General features: G+C 55.9%; 27 protein-coding genes. All 27 read right to left on the bottom strand.

Annotation, left to right across the window (positions count from 1 at the left end):
• Positions 1–34: 34 nt before the first annotated feature.
• Positions 35–1,030 carry a DNA-directed RNA polymerase subunit alpha gene (locus B7L15_RS03430; RefSeq protein WP_027337527.1) on the bottom strand — a complete coding sequence of 332 codons (996 nt, stop codon included), beginning with the start codon at positions 1,028–1,030 and terminating at the stop codon, positions 35–37.
• Positions 1,031–1,128: 98 nt separating this feature from the next.
• Complete coding sequence (gene rpsD / locus B7L15_RS03425) at positions 1,129–1,749, bottom strand: 30S ribosomal protein S4 (RefSeq protein WP_085917623.1); 621 nt, start codon at positions 1,747–1,749, stop codon at positions 1,129–1,131.
• Between the two features lie 12 nt (positions 1,750–1,761).
• Positions 1,762–2,148: a 30S ribosomal protein S11 gene (gene rpsK / locus B7L15_RS03420; protein ID WP_027337525.1), complete on the bottom strand. Its 387-nt coding sequence runs from the start codon at positions 2,146–2,148 to the stop codon at positions 1,762–1,764.
• Positions 2,149–2,187: 39 nt separating this feature from the next.
• Positions 2,188–2,544, bottom strand: a complete 357-nt coding sequence (rpsM, locus tag B7L15_RS03415; RefSeq protein WP_085917622.1) for a 30S ribosomal protein S13 — start codon at positions 2,542–2,544, stop codon at positions 2,188–2,190.
• A gap of 123 nt (positions 2,545–2,667) precedes the next feature.
• Complete coding sequence (rpmJ, locus tag B7L15_RS03410; RefSeq protein WP_009099023.1) at positions 2,668–2,781, bottom strand: 50S ribosomal protein L36; 114 nt, start codon at positions 2,779–2,781, stop codon at positions 2,668–2,670.
• 29 nt (positions 2,782–2,810) lie between these two features.
• A complete protein-coding gene (gene secY / locus B7L15_RS03405) occupies positions 2,811–4,142 on the bottom strand; it encodes a preprotein translocase subunit SecY (protein ID WP_085917621.1) in 1,332 nt (443 codons plus the stop codon).
• A complete protein-coding gene (rplO, locus tag B7L15_RS03400; protein ID WP_066318535.1) occupies positions 4,143–4,577 on the bottom strand; it encodes a 50S ribosomal protein L15 in 435 nt (144 codons plus the stop codon).
• A 3-nt stretch (positions 4,578–4,580) separates the two neighbouring features.
• On the bottom strand, positions 4,581–4,763 hold the full coding sequence (gene rpmD, locus B7L15_RS03395) for a 50S ribosomal protein L30 (protein WP_066318538.1): 183 nt from the start codon (positions 4,761–4,763) through the stop codon (positions 4,581–4,583).
• Between the two features lie 6 nt (positions 4,764–4,769).
• Complete coding sequence (rpsE, locus tag B7L15_RS03390; protein ID WP_085917620.1) at positions 4,770–5,270, bottom strand: 30S ribosomal protein S5; 501 nt, start codon at positions 5,268–5,270, stop codon at positions 4,770–4,772.
• A 12-nt stretch (positions 5,271–5,282) separates the two neighbouring features.
• Positions 5,283–5,633 carry a 50S ribosomal protein L18 gene (gene rplR, locus B7L15_RS03385; RefSeq protein ID WP_066318549.1) on the bottom strand — a complete coding sequence of 117 codons (351 nt, stop codon included), beginning with the start codon at positions 5,631–5,633 and terminating at the stop codon, positions 5,283–5,285.
• A gap of 9 nt (positions 5,634–5,642) precedes the next feature.
• On the bottom strand, positions 5,643–6,173 hold the full coding sequence (rplF, locus tag B7L15_RS03380) for a 50S ribosomal protein L6 (RefSeq protein WP_085917619.1): 531 nt from the start codon (positions 6,171–6,173) through the stop codon (positions 5,643–5,645).
• Positions 6,174–6,182: 9 nt separating this feature from the next.
• Positions 6,183–6,575, bottom strand: a complete 393-nt coding sequence (rpsH, locus tag B7L15_RS03375) for a 30S ribosomal protein S8 (protein ID WP_085917618.1) — start codon at positions 6,573–6,575, stop codon at positions 6,183–6,185.
• Positions 6,576–6,607: 32 nt separating this feature from the next.
• On the bottom strand, positions 6,608–6,913 hold the full coding sequence (rpsN, locus tag B7L15_RS03370) for a 30S ribosomal protein S14 (RefSeq protein WP_066318556.1): 306 nt from the start codon (positions 6,911–6,913) through the stop codon (positions 6,608–6,610).
• A gap of 10 nt (positions 6,914–6,923) precedes the next feature.
• Positions 6,924–7,463 carry a 50S ribosomal protein L5 gene (rplE, locus tag B7L15_RS03365; protein WP_085917617.1) on the bottom strand — a complete coding sequence of 180 codons (540 nt, stop codon included), beginning with the start codon at positions 7,461–7,463 and terminating at the stop codon, positions 6,924–6,926.
• A gap of 18 nt (positions 7,464–7,481) precedes the next feature.
• Positions 7,482–7,796 (bottom strand): 50S ribosomal protein L24, encoded by a 315-nt coding sequence (gene rplX / locus B7L15_RS03360; protein ID WP_007111996.1) that lies wholly within the window; start codon positions 7,794–7,796, stop codon positions 7,482–7,484.
• Between the two features lie 14 nt (positions 7,797–7,810).
• A complete protein-coding gene (gene rplN, locus B7L15_RS03355) occupies positions 7,811–8,182 on the bottom strand; it encodes a 50S ribosomal protein L14 (protein ID WP_066318559.1) in 372 nt (123 codons plus the stop codon).
• Between the two features lie 50 nt (positions 8,183–8,232).
• Positions 8,233–8,493, bottom strand: a complete 261-nt coding sequence (rpsQ, locus tag B7L15_RS03350) for a 30S ribosomal protein S17 (protein WP_066318561.1) — start codon at positions 8,491–8,493, stop codon at positions 8,233–8,235.
• 1 nt (position 8,494) lies between these two features.
• The gene (gene rpmC, locus B7L15_RS03345) at positions 8,495–8,686 is read right to left on the bottom strand and encodes a 50S ribosomal protein L29 (protein WP_066318563.1); all 192 of its coding nucleotides are present in this window, start codon (positions 8,684–8,686) and stop codon (positions 8,495–8,497) included.
• The gene (rplP, locus tag B7L15_RS03340; RefSeq protein ID WP_066318565.1) at positions 8,686–9,099 is read right to left on the bottom strand and encodes a 50S ribosomal protein L16; all 414 of its coding nucleotides are present in this window, start codon (positions 9,097–9,099) and stop codon (positions 8,686–8,688) included. Before rplP ends, rpmC begins: the two co-directional genes overlap by 1 nt.
• A gap of 15 nt (positions 9,100–9,114) precedes the next feature.
• On the bottom strand, positions 9,115–9,819 hold the full coding sequence (gene rpsC, locus B7L15_RS03335) for a 30S ribosomal protein S3 (protein ID WP_066318566.1): 705 nt from the start codon (positions 9,817–9,819) through the stop codon (positions 9,115–9,117).
• 10 nt (positions 9,820–9,829) lie between these two features.
• The gene (rplV, locus tag B7L15_RS03330; protein ID WP_027337512.1) at positions 9,830–10,162 is read right to left on the bottom strand and encodes a 50S ribosomal protein L22; all 333 of its coding nucleotides are present in this window, start codon (positions 10,160–10,162) and stop codon (positions 9,830–9,832) included.
• Positions 10,163–10,180: 18 nt separating this feature from the next.
• Positions 10,181–10,456: a 30S ribosomal protein S19 gene (rpsS, locus tag B7L15_RS03325; protein WP_027337511.1), complete on the bottom strand. Its 276-nt coding sequence runs from the start codon at positions 10,454–10,456 to the stop codon at positions 10,181–10,183.
• A gap of 33 nt (positions 10,457–10,489) precedes the next feature.
• Complete coding sequence (rplB, locus tag B7L15_RS03320; RefSeq protein ID WP_085917616.1) at positions 10,490–11,320, bottom strand: 50S ribosomal protein L2; 831 nt, start codon at positions 11,318–11,320, stop codon at positions 10,490–10,492.
• 17 nt (positions 11,321–11,337) lie between these two features.
• Positions 11,338–11,634 carry a 50S ribosomal protein L23 gene (gene rplW, locus B7L15_RS03315; RefSeq protein ID WP_085917615.1) on the bottom strand — a complete coding sequence of 99 codons (297 nt, stop codon included), beginning with the start codon at positions 11,632–11,634 and terminating at the stop codon, positions 11,338–11,340.
• Positions 11,631–12,236 (bottom strand): 50S ribosomal protein L4, encoded by a 606-nt coding sequence (rplD, locus tag B7L15_RS03310; protein WP_066318576.1) that lies wholly within the window; start codon positions 12,234–12,236, stop codon positions 11,631–11,633. The genes rplW and rplD overlap by 4 nt, the downstream gene beginning before the upstream one ends.
• A gap of 15 nt (positions 12,237–12,251) precedes the next feature.
• The gene (gene rplC, locus B7L15_RS03305; RefSeq protein ID WP_066318578.1) at positions 12,252–12,890 is read right to left on the bottom strand and encodes a 50S ribosomal protein L3; all 639 of its coding nucleotides are present in this window, start codon (positions 12,888–12,890) and stop codon (positions 12,252–12,254) included.
• A gap of 152 nt (positions 12,891–13,042) precedes the next feature.
• Entirely contained in the window at positions 13,043–13,354 is a 312-nt protein-coding gene (rpsJ, locus tag B7L15_RS03300; protein WP_009098983.1) for a 30S ribosomal protein S10, read from the bottom strand.
• Positions 13,355–13,474 lie beyond the last annotated feature (120 nt).

Raw genomic sequence — 13,474 nt, 5'->3', positions numbered from 1 at the left:
TAATTCCTTACCAAACTGGGACTCGAGTCGACACTCACGCGGAGGCCTTGTCGTCCTTCAGGCTAGCCGGCGGCCAATTTTCCAACCGCATGCCGAGGGACAAGCCGCGCGCCGCCAATACATCCTTGATTTCATTCAAGGACTTTTTACCGAGGTTCGGGGTCTTCAACAGCTCAACTTCAGTGCGCTGAATCAGATCACCGATATAATAGATATTCTCGGCTTTCAGGCAGTTCGCGCTGCGAACGGTCAACTCAAGATCGTCTACGGGGCGCAATAGGATCGGATCAACGTGATCCTCTTCCTCTTCGACTTCCTGCTCTTTATCTGCTTCCAGGTCGACGAAGGCGGCCAGCTGCTCTTGCAGGATGGTCGCACTGCGGCGGATAGCCTCTTCCGGATCCAGAGTACCGTCGGTTTCCAGATCGATAATCAGCTTATCGAGGTCGGTCCGCTGTTCGACACGAGCAGCTTCGACCGCGTAGGAAACTCGGCGGACAGGGCTGAAGGTAGCATCCAGCTGCAGGCGGCCAATGGCACGGGACTCTTCATCAGAGCCACGAGCGTCAGCCGGTTCGTAGCCACGACCCAGTGCTACCTTAAGCTGAATCTTCAGCTCGGCACCTTCATTGACGTGTGCAATGACGTGGTCCGGGTTGACGATTTCGACGCTATGATCAAGTGCAATGTCGCCAGCGGTGACGACGGCTGGGCCCTGCTTGTTCAGCGAGAGCACCGCCTCATCGCGGCTGTGCATCTTGATCGCAACATCTTTCAAGTTCAGGAGGATTTCAATGACATCTTCCTGCACCCCTTCGAGAGCACTATATTCGTGCTCGACACCCGCAATCTCAGCCTCTACCACGGCACAGCCGGGCATGGATGAAAGCAGAATGCGACGCAGTGCATTCCCCAGGGTGTGGCCAAAGCCGCGCTCGAACGGTTCGAGTACGATCTTGGCATGATGTGCGCTGATTTCTTCGACCTTGATGTCACGAGGACGGAGAAACTCTGTCACTGAACGCTGCATATGAACACCTTTCAGGCTGCCAAACGGATACTTGGTACTCGGTACGACCTGGTGCTGGCCTTAAACCGGCACCAGGTCGACAAGAAACAGAAAACTGCTTACTTGGAGTACAGCTCGACGATCAGGTTTTCGTTGATGTCGGCAGACAGGTCACCGCGTTCAGGCAGAGCCTTGAAAGTGCCTTCCATCTTCTTGGCGTCGGTTTCGATCCACGCCACATCACCACGGTTGGCCGCAATGGACAACGCGTTTTGAATGCGAGCCTGGTTCTTCGCCTTTTCGCGAATGGAAACAACGTCGCCCGGCTTCACTTGATAGGAAGCTATGTTAACGCTGCGACCGTTCACGCTAATCGCCTTGTGGCTGACCAGCTGACGCGCTTCAGAGCGAGTCGAGCCGAAGCCCATACGGTAGACGACGTTATCCAGTCGGGATTCGAGCAACTGCAACAATACTTCGCCGGTCGCGCCTTTCAGGCGAGCGGCTTCTTTGTAGTAGTTACGGAACTGTTTTTCGAGTACGCCGTACATACGACGTACTTTTTGCTTCTCGCGAAGCTGCAAGCCGTAGTCTGAAAGACGTTGACGGCGCTGGCCGTGTACACCCGGAATCTGCTCGGATTTACACTTTTTCTCGAAGGGAGTCACACCACTCTTCAAAAAGAGGTCGGTGCCTTCACGACGAGACAGTTTGCACTTCGGTCCAATATAACGAGCCATGAATCTGTCTCCTTAAACGCGGCGTTTCTTCGGCGGACGGCAGCCATTATGGGGGATGGGCGTCGCGTCGATAATGCTTTGCACGCGGAAGCCGGCGGCATTCAGTGCGCGCACGGCGGATTCACGACCGGGACCTGGGCCTTTGACCAGCACGTCTACGTTTTTCACACCATACTCGGCTGCAGCAGTTGCTGCACGTTCACTTGCCACTTGAGCAGCGAACGGGGTGCTCTTGCGAGAACCACGAAAACCCGAACCACCGGCAGTCGCCCATGACAGAGCGTTGCCCTGGCGGTCTGTGATCGTCACGATCGTGTTGTTAAAAGAGGCATGGATATGCGCTACGGCATCCACTACCTGCTTTTTAACCTTTTTACGGTTACTACGCGGGTTAGCCATGTTGATGTCTATTCCTGTCTTTACGCCAGAACGTGCGTGTTATTTGCGGATCGGCTTACGCGGGCCCTTACGGGTACGCGCGTTAGTCTTAGTCCGCTGACCACGCAGCGGAAGACTACGACGATGACGCAGACCACGGAAACAACCTAAGTCCATGAGACGCTTAATGTTAAGCGTGACATCACGACGAAGGTCGCCCTCTACGGTGTACTTACCAACTTCAGAACGCAGGGTGTCGACTTCTTCAGAAGACAGGTCCTGGATCTTGGCAGTCGGCGCGATACCGGCAGCAACACAGATGTGCTCTGCACGTGTACGGCCAATCCCGAAGATATAGGTCAGCGAGATCGCCGCATGCTTGTTGTCCGGGATATTGACGCCTGCAATACGGGCCATCAGCTTACTCCGAAATTTGAGCGGCTTGCTCGTTAATCATCTTTAAAAGGCGCAACAGCATACCCCCTTTGTACACCCGAAGGCAAGGGGTATGCCGGCACCCGCTTAATACAGACCAGGAAATTAACCCTGGCGCTGCTTGTGCCGCGGTTCGATGCAGATGACGCGGACTGCGCCATTGCGACGAATAATCTTGCAGTTACGGCACATTTTCTTTACGGAAGCTCGAACTTTCATCGTTCTCTCCAATACGGACGGCAGGCGCCTTAGCGCATGATGCCGCCACTACCGTAGCCTTTCAGGTTGGACTTCTTCATCACTGAGTCATATTGATGCGACATGAGATGCGATTGCACCTGGGCCATGAAGTCCATGATAACCACGACCACGATCAGAAGCGAGGTACCACCAAAGAAGAACGGTACGTTCCACGCTACGATCAGGAACTGGGGCATCAGGGAAACCGCAGTGATGTACAAGGCACCAAACAACGTTAAACGCGTCATGACCTTGTCAATATAGCGAGCGGTCTGCTCGCCAGGACGAATACCCGGCAGGAATGCACCTGACTTTTTCAGATTGTCAGCTACGTCCTTGGGGTTGAAGACCAGCGCTGTGTAAAAGAAGCAGAAGAATACCACTGCCGCCCCAAAAAGCAAGATGTAAAGCGGTTGGCCGGGACCTAATGCTTGCGAGGCACGCTGCAACCACTCCATGCCATCACCTGAACCCACCCATTGGCCGATTGAAGCCGGGAAGAGCAGGATACTGGAGGCGAAAATGGCTGGAATGACCCCCGCCATGTTCACTTTCAATGGCAGGTAGCTGCTTTGCCCTGCATACATCTTGTTGCCGACCTGGCGCCGCGGGTAATTCACTTTAAGGCGGCGTTGACCGCGTTCAATGAACACCACGAACGCAACAGTCGCGATACCCAGTGCCGATAGCGCTAACAGTGGCAGTACGTTCCAGGCCCCTTCGTTGCGAGCCAATTCAAACGCCTGACCTGCCGCACTGGGCAGCCCAGCCACAATACCGGCAAAGATCAGCAACGAAATACCGTTGCCAATGCCTTTCTCGGTAATTTGCTCACCTAGCCACATCATGAATACCGCACCCGATACGAACGTAATCACGGCGGTAAAATAGAAGCTGAAGTCAGCGGTGTACGCGATACCCTGGCTAGCCAGACCGACAGACATACCGACAGCCTGAATAAACGCCAGTAGCACCGTACCGTAGCGGGTGTACTGGCTAATCTTGCGGCGGCCGGCCTCACCTTCCTTCTTGAGCTGTTCAAGATGGGGAGAGACCGCAGTCATCAGCTGCATGATAATCGACGCCGAAATATAGGGCATTATGCCCAGGGCGAGGACACTCATGCGCTCCAGCGCACCACCCGAGAACATGTTGAACATGCCCAGAATGGTGCCCTGTTGCTCCCTGAACAAGGCAGCAAGCTGGTCAGGATTGATACCGGGAACGGGAATGTGGGCACCAATACGGTACACCACGATGGCGAGGAGCACGAAGCGCAAACGCGCCCACAGTTCACTCAGACCGCTGCCCATCGCCGGCATGTTTCCTGACTTGGCCATTTAGTCCTCTACCTTGCCGCCAGCGGCTTCGATCGCTTCACGGGCACCTTTGGTGACCTTGATGCCGCGAACGGTAACCGCTTTTTTCAGTTCGCCAGAAAGGATGATCTTCGCGTGTAGCGTTGCATCCTTCAGCACGTTTGCCTGCTTCAGCGTCTCGAGTGTCACCTCTTCGCCGGCCACTTGGGCCAGCTCAGCCAGGCGAACCTCTTCCGAGACCATCGACTTGGCCGAGGTGAAACCAAATTTCGGCAGACGACGCTGCAACGGCATCTGACCGCCTTCGAAACCTGGCTTGACGCTGCCACCGCTGCGTGCTTTCTGACCTTTGTGGCCTCGGCCACCGGTCTTGCCCAGACCGGAACCGATACCACGACCAACGCGCTTTGCAGCGTGTTTAGAGCCCGCTGCCGGGCTCAAGGTATTGAGTTTCATGGATTACTCTCCCTCAACGCGCACAAGGTAGTTAACCTTGTGGATCATGCCGCGTACGGCAGGGGTGTCTTCCAGCTCAACCGAATGACCGATGCGACGCAGACCCAGGCCGTTGATAGTCGCCTTGTGCCTGGGCTGAACGCCGATGGTGCTGCGGATCTGGGTAACCTTGATCGTTGCTGCCATGGTGCCTTACCCCGTGATCGCTTCGACAGACAGGCCGCGCTTGGCGGCCACGTCATCCGGTGCTTGCATGGAAGCGAGACCTTTAACAGTCGCTCGCACCACGTTAACCGGGTTAGTGGAACCGTAGCACTTGGCCAGTACGTCATGGACACCAGCGAGCTCCAATACAGAGCGCATGGCGCCACCGGCGATAATGCCGGTACCTTCAGAGGCTGGCTGCATGTATACCTTGGAAGCACCGTGACGGGCTTTAACCGGGTATTGCAGCGTATGGCCTGAAAGGTTGACCTTGACCATGTTGCGACGAGCTTGGTCCATGGCTTTCTGAATCGCGATCGGCACTTCACGCGCCTTACCACGACCGAAACCAACACGACCTTTACCATCACCAACGACGGTCAGTGCGGTGAAGCCGAAAATACGACCACCTTTGACCACCTTGGCGACGCGGTTGACCTGCACAAGTTTTTCCTGCAGATCACCGCTTTGCTGTTCGTTCTTCGCCATCGTAAAAACCCTTTAGAATTCCAGGCCGCCTTCACGCGCGGCGTCGGCCAGAGCCTTGACGCGACCGTGATACTTAAAGCCAGCACGGTCGAAGGCCACCTGGGTGATGCCTGCTTCTTTAGCGCGTTCGGCAATCAGTTCGCCGACTTTCGTAGCGGCTTCCGAGTTACCAGTCGCACCCTCGCGCAGTGCTTTGTCCAGCGTAGATGCGCTAGCCAACACTTTGCCACCATCCGGCGAGATAATCTGCGCATAGATGTGACGCGGGGTACGGTTGACGCACAGGCGATACACGCCCAGCTCGCGGATCTTGGCGCGAGCACGGCGGGCACGACGGAGACGAGATTCTTTCTTCGCGTTCATAACCCTGCCTTACTTCTTCTTGGCTTCTTTGCGACGCACCTGCTCGTCGGCGTACCGAACACCCTTGCCTTTATACGGCTCGGGGGGACGGAAGGCGCGGATTTCCGCGGCGCACTGACCGAGCTGCTGCTTGTCCGCGCTTTTCAGCACGATCACGGTGTTTTTCGGCGTTTCCGCTGAGACACCTTCAGGCAGTTCGTAGTCGACCGGGTGCGAGAAGCCCAGTGAAAGATTGAGCGTCTGGCCCTTAACTTGGGCACGATAACCGACGCCAACAATTTCGAGAGTTCGTGTAAAACCCTCGGATACGCCCGTCACCAGGTTCTGAACCAAGGCGCGGGTTGTACCGGCCATTGCCCAGCTCTTGGCAGATTCACTCGGGGCGAAGGTCAGCTGGCCATCTTCTTGAGCCACTACCACATCGTGGTGAATGGTCATTGACAGCGTGCCCTGGCCGCCCTTGGCGGTCAGCTGGTCGGCATCGATTTTGATCTCAACGCCGGCAGGCACTTTAACCGGATATTTCGCTATGCGGGACATTCCAGCCTCCTAGAATACGGTGCAGATGACTTCGCCACCAACACCCGCCTGGCGAGCAGCACGATCGGTCATCACCCCATTGGAGGTGGTAACGATCGCAATACCCAGACCGTCGGCGACCTTAGGCAGGTTGTCCTTGCCCATGTAACGGCGCAAAGACGGCTTGGAAACCCGCTGGATATGGTCGATAACCGGCTTGCCCTCAAAGTACTTGAGAGTCACGGTTAATTCGGGCTTGGTGCTTTCAGCCACCGTGAAATCGGTGATGTAGCCCTCTTCTTTCAGCACGCGGGCCACTTCCACTTTCAACTTGGAAGACGGCATGGTGACCGTCTCCTTGGTGGCCATCTGCGCATTGCGGATACGGGTAAACATATCCGCCAGAGTGTCTTGCATGCTCATTTAATGTGCGCTCCTGATGATTCTACGTGGCGTTACCAACTGGACTTTTTCAGACCAGGAACGTCGCCACGCATGGCGGCTTCACGCAGCTTGTTACGGCCGAGGCCGAACTTGTTGTAAAAACCGTGCGGACGGCCTGTGACACGGCAGCGATTACGCTGACGTACCGGGCTTGAGTCGCGCGGCAGTTGCTGCAGCTTCAGCGTCGCCTCGAAGCGATCTTCCTCAGAAGCGTTCACATCTACGATGATTGCCTTGAGCTCAGCGCGCTTGGCCGCATACTTCTCGACCAGCTTGGTGCGCTTTAGCTCACGCTCTACCATGCTTTTTTTAGCCATGATCCAACCCTTATTTCTTGAACGGGAAGTTCAGCGCGGTTAGTAGCGCGCGACCTTCCTCGTCGGTGTTGGCGGTAGTGGTGATAGTGACGTCCAACCCACGGATACGATCGATCTTATCATACTCGATCTCCGGGAAGATGATCTGTTCACGCACACCCATGGAGTAGTTGCCGCGACCGTCGAAGGACTTCGGGTTGAGACCACGGAAGTCACGCACGCGAGGAATCGCGATGTTGACCAGACGGTCCAGAAAGTCCCACATACGCTCAGCGCGCAGTGTTACCTTGATACCGATCGGCCAACCTTCACGCACCTTGAAGCCCGCGATGGACTTGCGTGCCTTGGTCACCAGCGGCTTTTGACCGGACAACATCTCCAGGTCGCCGATGGCATTGTCGATCAGCTTTTTATCGCTGACCGCATCGCCGATACCCATATTAAGCGTCACTTTCGTGATGCGGGGTACCTGCATTACGTTGGCGTAGCTGAACTGCTCTTTGAGCTGTGCTACGACCTCGTTTTGATAACGTTCTTTCAAGTTCGCCATTTTGCTACCCGACTCGCGTTAGGCGTCGATCTGCGTCTGCGTCGACTTGTAGATACGTACCTTGGTACCGTCTTCCTTCACTTGGAAGCCGACGCGATCCGCCTTACCGGTCTCCGAATTGAAGATGGCTACGTTGGACGCGTGAATCGGAGCCTCACGCTCGACGATACCGCCCTGATTTCCCGCCATGGGATTTGGCTTGGTGTGACGTTTAATCATGTTCACACCGGACACCAAGAAACGGTTTTCTAGTACCCGCTTAACGGTGCCACGCTTGCCCTTATCCTTCCCGGCGATGACGATGACTTCATCGTCACGTTTGATTTTTTGCATATCCGCCTCGCTCCTTACAGCACTTCAGGCGCTAAGGAAATGATCTTCATGAACTTCTCGTTACGAAGCTCACGAGTGACCGGCCCGAAAATACGAGTACCGACTGGCTGTTCGTTGGTGTTATTCAACAAAACCGCCGCATTTCCATCGAAACGGATCAGCGAACCGTCGTTACGACGGACGCCACTACGGGTCCGGACCACAACCGCTTTCATGACCTGGCCTTTCTTGACCTTGCCACGCGGAATGGCTTCCTTCACCGTTACCTTGATGATGTCACCAATGCGAGCGTAACGACGGTGTGAACCGCCCAACACCTTGATGCACTGCACCCGGCGCGCTCCGCTGTTGTCGGCGACATCCAGCATTGTCTGAGTCTGAATCATCGGTTTTCTCCAAACCTAATCTGACTGCACTGGTTAAGCAGGTTCATGGGTTACCCCTTGGCCTGCTCGACCACCTCGATTAGCGCCCAGGCTTTCTTCTTGGAAAGCGGACGGCACTCCTCAATGGAAACCGTATCGCCTGCCTTAGCCTGGTTCGCCTCATCATGGGCGTGCAGCTTGGTGGAGCGCTTAACGTATTTTCCGTAGATCGGGTGACGCTCACGACGCTCGATCATTACGACGATGGACTTATCCATCTTGTCGCTCACCACCTTGCCGGTGAGCGTACGTGCTTTTTTCTCTTCGGCCATCTCAGTCACCTGCCTTCTCGTTGAGCACAGTCTTCACACGGGCAATATCCCGACGGACCTGCTTGAGCAGATGAGTCTGGCTCAGTTGGCCGGTGGCCTTCTGCATGCGCAGGTTGAACTGCTCGCGGAGGAGTTCGAGGAGCTGCTCATGGAGCTCTCCTGCGGACTTTTCACGAATTTCCTGGGCTTTCATCACATCACCGTCCGTTTCGCAAAGGTGGTGGATATGGGCATTTTCTGTGCGGCAAGCTCAAACGCTTCACGAGCGAGCTCTTCAGGCACACCTTCGATTTCATACAGGACCCGACCCGGCTGGATCTGGGCTACCCAGTATTCGACGGAGCCTTTACCTTTACCCATACGAACTTCGAGCGGCTTTTTGGAAATCGGCTTGTCAGGGAAAACGCGGATCCAAATCTTACCGCCACGTTTAACGTGACGTGTGATCGCACGACGGCCGGCTTCGATCTGGCGCGCAGTAACGCGACCACGACCGGTAGCTTTCAGACCGTACTCCCCGAAGCTGATCTTGCTTCCGCGATGCGCCAGGCCACGGTTGCGGCCTTTCTGCATCTTGCGGAATTTCATACGCTTGGGCTGTAACATCGACTCGCTCTCCCCTTACCTGGAACCTTTCTTCTTGGGCGCGTTGCCGGAAGGCTGCTGTTGCTTAGCCTTGGCACGAACTTCCTCGATACCGCCGAGGATTTCACCCTTGAAGATCCACACTTTGACGCCGATAACGCCATAGGTGGTGTGAGCTTCGTAAGTGGCGTAGTCAATGTCCGCACGCAACGTATGCAACGGAACACGACCTTCGCGGTACCATTCGGTACGTGCGATTTCAGCACCACCCAGACGACCTGACAGCTGAATCTTGATGCCGCCAGCGCCAAGACGCATGGCATTTTGCACCGCGCGCTTCATGGCACGACGGAACATCACACGACGCTCAAGCTGGCCCGCTACGTTAGCAGCGACGAGCTTGGCATCCAGCTCCGGCTTGCGAACTTCTTCGATGTTCACGTGAACAGGAACACCCATCAACTCGGTGAGATCGCGACGCAGACGGTCGACATCTTCACCTTTTTTACCAATCACGATACCCGGACGGGCAGTGTGAATGGTGATGCGGGCGTTGTTCGCCGGACGCTCGATGTGAATACGGCTAACGGAGGCGTTTTTGAGACGCTGCTCCAGGAAGCTTCGCACTTCGAGATCGTTATTGAGCTTATCGGCATATGCGCCGCGCTCGGCATACCAGACAGAAGCATGGTCTTTGACGATGCCCAGTCGAATGCCTGTTGGATTGACTTTCTGACCCATCGGTCGACTCCTACTTCTCGGCTACCTTGACGGTGATGTGGCAGGTGCGCTTCAAGATACGATCCGCCCGCCCCTTGGCGCGCGGCTTGATACGCTTGAGCGTCATGCCCTCATCGACGCAGATGGTCGAGACACGCAGCTCGTCAATGTCCATGCCGTTATTTTCTTCCGCGTTTGCAATAGCGGACTGAAGCACTTTCTTGACCAGTTGGGCAGCCTTCTTCGGTGAGAAGGTCAGCAGGTCGAGTGCCTCGGCGACAGGTTTACCGCGCACCTGATCAGCCACCAAACGGGCCTTCTGGGCGGATAATCCGGCGCCACGCAGCTTAGCTGTGACTTCCATCTCTCAATCCTCTTTGGCTTACCGTTTGGCTTTCTTGTCCGCCACGTGCCCGCGATAAGTGCGAGTGGCAGCGAATTCGCCTAGCTTGTGACCAACCATTTCCTCGGAGACGTGCACCGGGACGTGTTGGCGACCATTATGGACTGCGATGGTCAGACCCACCATGTTTGGCAGGATCATCGAACGACGCGACCAGGTCTTGATCGGTTTGCGATCGTTCTTTTCCACTGCAGCCTCTACCTTCTTCAAAAGATGAAGGTCAATGAAAGGACCTTTCTTTAGTGAACGTGGCACAGCCGTTACCTCTTAATGTCTTGGCAATTTAGATCAGCTACGAGCCTTGCGGCGACGTACGATCAGCTTGTCGGTGCGCTTGTTCTTACGCGTCTTATAACCCTTGGTCGGCACACCCCATGGAGTGACCGGGTTACGACCACCGCTGGTGCGGCCTTCACCACCACCGTGCGGGTGATCCACCGGGTTCATTGCGACACCGCGAACAGTCGGACGCACACCTCTCCAGCGCTTCGCACCGGCCTTGCCAAGTTGACGCAGGCTGTGCTCGGAGTTGCTCACTTCGCCCAGGGTCGCACGGCACTCAGCCAGCACCTTGCGCATCTCGCCGGAGCGAAGACGCAGGGTGGCGTAGTTGCCTTCACGCGCAACCAGCTGAGCGCTAGTACCGGCACTGCGAGCAATCTGCGCGCCTTTACCCGGCTTCAGTTCGATACCGTGAACGGTCGAACCCAGCGGAATGTTGCGCAGCGGCAAGGCATTGCCTTTCTTGATGGGCGCGTTGACACCAGATTCCAGCACGTCACCCGCGCTGACACCTTTCGGTGCGATGATGTAACGACGCTCGCCATCGGCGTATTTCAGCAGCGCAATGTGCGCACTGCGGTTCGGGTCGTGCTCCAGGCGCTCAACGGTGGCCGGAATGCCATCCTTGGTGCGCTTGAAGTCGATCAGCCGATAGTGATGACGGTGACCACCGCCCACGTGGCGGGTGGTGATGCGACCGTAGTTGTTACGGCCGCCGGACTTGGACTGTTTTTCCAAAAGCGGTGCATAGGCACGGCCTTTGTACAGTTCCTCGCCAACGATCTTGACGACGTGGCGACGACCGGCGGATGTGGGTTTGGTCTTGACGATTGCCATTATCCGTACTCCTGCCCTTATTCGGCGCCAGAGAAGTCTTCGAGCGTTTCACCCGCAGCGAGGGTTACATACGCTTTACGGTAACCCTTACGCAAGCCAACGCCGTTTGCAGTACGCTTGGTTTTACCCTTCACGTTCAGTACCTGAACGCTAACGACCTTCTTGCCGAAAAGTATTTCCACGGCCTTCTTGATCTCGGGCTTGGTAGCATCGGTTGCCACCTTAAAAACGTACTGGTTGCGCTCGGCAGCCATCGCGGCCTTCTCGGTCACGTGCGGTCCAAGCAGAACCTTGAATACGCGTTCCTGGTTCATGCCAGCTTCTCCTCGAATTTACGCAGGGCGGAGACGGTGACCAGGACCTTATCAAAGGCAACCAGGCTCACCGGGTCAGCGGCCGCAACATCCACCACATCAACGTGAGGAAGGTTGCGCGCGGCTAGATAGAGCTTTTCGTCAACGTCTTCGGTGACGATCAACACTTTCTCAAGGTTGAGCTCTTTCAGCTTGGCAGCGACCTGCTTGGTTTTCGGCGCTTCAACGTTGAACTCTTCAACCACGACCAGGCGCTCTTGACGTACCAGCTCTGACAAGATGGAGCGCATCGCGGCGCGATACATCTTGCGGTTCACCTTCTGGGTATAGTCTTGCGGACGCGCCGCGAAGGTGACACCGCCGCTACGCCAGATTGGCGAACGGATGGTACCGGCACGAGCACGGCCAGTCCCTTTCTGACGCCACGGCTTTTTACCACCACCGCGAACATCGGAACGGTTCTTTTGAGCACGGGTGCCCTGACGACCACCAGCCAAATAGGCAGTGACGACCTGGTGAACCAGCGCTTCGTTGAATTCTTTGCCAAAGGTGGCGTCGGCTACTTCAACGGTACCCGCGCCTGCAGCAAGATTCAGATTCATTGGTAATTATCCCCTTCAGCCTGCTTTAACGGCGCTGCGAACGATAACGTCACTACCGGTTGCACCCGGCACGGCGCCCTTGATCAGCAGCAGGTTACGCTCGGCGTCGACACGGACGATCTCTAGGCTCTGCACGGTGCAACGGGCGTTACCCATTTGACCGGCCATCTTTTTGCCTTTGAAAACGCGACCCGGGGTCTGACACATACCGATAGAACCCGGCGCGCGATGCGACAGCGAGTTACCATGGCTGTTGTCTTGGGTACGGAAGTTCCAGCGCTTAACGGCACCCTGGAAACCTTTACCCTTGGAGGTACCGGTCACATCGATCATCTGACCAGCTTCGAAGAGGGATACGGTGAGTTCGCCGCCGACTTCAGGAGCTTCTTCGCCATCTTCCAGACGAAACTCCATCAGTGAACGACCAGCCTCAACACCCGCCTTAGCAAATTGACCCGCCTGGGCTTTGCTGAGGTGTTTGGCCTTGCGAGAGCCGGTTGTTACCTGAACCGCCGCGTAACCGTCAGACTCGACAGATTTAACGCGTGTAACACGGTTAGGATCAACCTCAATAACGGTTACGGGCACTGATGCACCGTCTTCGGTAAAGACACGAGTCATCCCGGCCTTTTTACCGACTAAACCGATAGTCATTCTCAGTTCTCCTATAGTGTACGGGGCTATCACCCGCTATGGCTGCCCTTTCCAGAGCATTCCACTAGCACATTGTGTGGCGTCTCACGACGCGGCGGCTGCTGCTCAAGGTTATTTCGTAATGAGCGCTGGGCCGCAAGTGTCTAGTGTGATTAGTCGAGCTTGATTTGCACGTCTACGCCAGCGGCGAGATCGAGCTTCATCAGCGCATCAACGGTTTTCTCGGTCGGCTCAACAATGTCGAGCACACGCTTGTGCGTACGAATCTCATACTGGTCACGCGCGTCCTTGTTGACGTGCGGCGAGATCAGAATGGTGTAGCGCTCGCGGTTGGTTGGCAGCGGAATCGGACCACGAACCTGAGCACCAGTACGCTTAGCGGTTTCAACAATCTCCGCTGTGGACTGATCGATCAGGCGATGGTCGAACGCTTTCAACCGAATGCGAATCTTTTGGTTCTGCATTTGCCCTAAACTCCAATGGATGTCGACGGCGCGAGCCGTCTACCCACGCATTCAAAGGATGCGCATTATAGGCACGCCAAAAGCCCATGTCAAACATTTGCTAGAGGTGCGCAGAAAAGG

The organism is Halomonas sp. CSM-2, from assembly GCF_002119345.1.
GTDB lineage: Bacteria > Pseudomonadota > Gammaproteobacteria > Pseudomonadales > Halomonadaceae > Vreelandella > Vreelandella janggokensis.
The sequence above is the reverse complement of the archived record's forward strand: the minus strand, read 5'-3'. Positions and strand labels throughout refer to the sequence as shown.

Bases quoted from the DNA above. Each gene is read 5' to 3' on its own strand.
- rpsH (WP_085917618.1), bottom strand. From the start codon at position 6,575: ATGAGCATGCAAGACACTCTGGCGGATATGTTTACCCGTATCCGCAAT.
- rpsQ (WP_066318561.1), bottom strand. From the start codon at position 8,493: ATGGCCGAAGAGAAAAAAGCACGTACGCTCACCGGCAAGGTGGTGAGC.
- rpmJ (WP_009099023.1), bottom strand. From the start codon at position 2,781: ATGAAAGTTCGAGCTTCCGTAAAGAAAATGTGCCGTAACTGCAAGATT.
- rpmD (WP_066318538.1), bottom strand. From the start codon at position 4,763: ATGGCAGCAACGATCAAGGTTACCCAGATCCGCAGCACCATCGGCGTT.
- rplV (WP_027337512.1), bottom strand. From the start codon at position 10,162: ATGGAAGTCACAGCTAAGCTGCGTGGCGCCGGATTATCCGCCCAGAAG.
- rplF (WP_085917619.1), bottom strand. From the start codon at position 6,173: ATGTCCCGCATAGCGAAATATCCGGTTAAAGTGCCTGCCGGCGTTGAG.
- rplR (WP_066318549.1), bottom strand. From the start codon at position 5,633: ATGAACGCGAAGAAAGAATCTCGTCTCCGTCGTGCCCGCCGTGCTCGC.
- rpsC (WP_066318566.1), bottom strand. From the start codon at position 9,819: ATGGGTCAGAAAGTCAATCCAACAGGCATTCGACTGGGCATCGTCAAA.
- rplC (WP_066318578.1), bottom strand. From the start codon at position 12,890: ATGACTATCGGTTTAGTCGGTAAAAAGGCCGGGATGACTCGTGTCTTT.
- rpsD (WP_085917623.1), bottom strand. From the start codon at position 1,749: ATGGCTCGTTATATTGGACCGAAGTGCAAACTGTCTCGTCGTGAAGGC.
- rpsN (WP_066318556.1), bottom strand. From the start codon at position 6,913: ATGGCTAAAAAAAGCATGGTAGAGCGTGAGCTAAAGCGCACCAAGCTG.
- rplO (WP_066318535.1), bottom strand. From the start codon at position 4,577: ATGAAACTCAATACCTTGAGCCCGGCAGCGGGCTCTAAACACGCTGCA.
- rplX (WP_007111996.1), bottom strand. From the start codon at position 7,796: ATGCAAAAAATCAAACGTGACGATGAAGTCATCGTCATCGCCGGGAAG.
- rplD (WP_066318576.1), bottom strand. From the start codon at position 12,236: ATGAATCTGAATCTTGCTGCAGGCGCGGGTACCGTTGAAGTAGCCGAC.
- rplE (WP_085917617.1), bottom strand. From the start codon at position 7,463: ATGGCGAACTTGAAAGAACGTTATCAAAACGAGGTCGTAGCACAGCTC.
- rplP (WP_066318565.1), bottom strand. From the start codon at position 9,099: ATGTTACAGCCCAAGCGTATGAAATTCCGCAAGATGCAGAAAGGCCGC.
- rpsJ (WP_009098983.1), bottom strand. From the start codon at position 13,354: ATGCAGAACCAAAAGATTCGCATTCGGTTGAAAGCGTTCGACCATCGC.
- rplW (WP_085917615.1), bottom strand. From the start codon at position 11,634: ATGAACCAGGAACGCGTATTCAAGGTTCTGCTTGGACCGCACGTGACC.
- B7L15_RS03430 (WP_027337527.1), bottom strand. From the start codon at position 1,030: ATGCAGCGTTCAGTGACAGAGTTTCTCCGTCCTCGTGACATCAAGGTC.
- rpsK (WP_027337525.1), bottom strand. From the start codon at position 2,148: ATGGCTAACCCGCGTAGTAACCGTAAAAAGGTTAAAAAGCAGGTAGTG.
- rpsM (WP_085917622.1), bottom strand. From the start codon at position 2,544: ATGGCCCGTATTGCAGGCGTCAATATCCCGGACAACAAGCATGCGGCG.
- rplN (WP_066318559.1), bottom strand. From the start codon at position 8,182: ATGATTCAGACTCAGACAATGCTGGATGTCGCCGACAACAGCGGAGCG.
- rpmC (WP_066318563.1), bottom strand. From the start codon at position 8,686: ATGAAAGCCCAGGAAATTCGTGAAAAGTCCGCAGGAGAGCTCCATGAG.
- rplB (WP_085917616.1), bottom strand. From the start codon at position 11,320: ATGGCAATCGTCAAGACCAAACCCACATCCGCCGGTCGTCGCCACGTC.
- secY (WP_085917621.1), bottom strand. From the start codon at position 4,142: ATGGCCAAGTCAGGAAACATGCCGGCGATGGGCAGCGGTCTGAGTGAA.
- rpsE (WP_085917620.1), bottom strand. From the start codon at position 5,270: ATGGCGAAGAACGAACAGCAAAGCGGTGATCTGCAGGAAAAACTTGTG.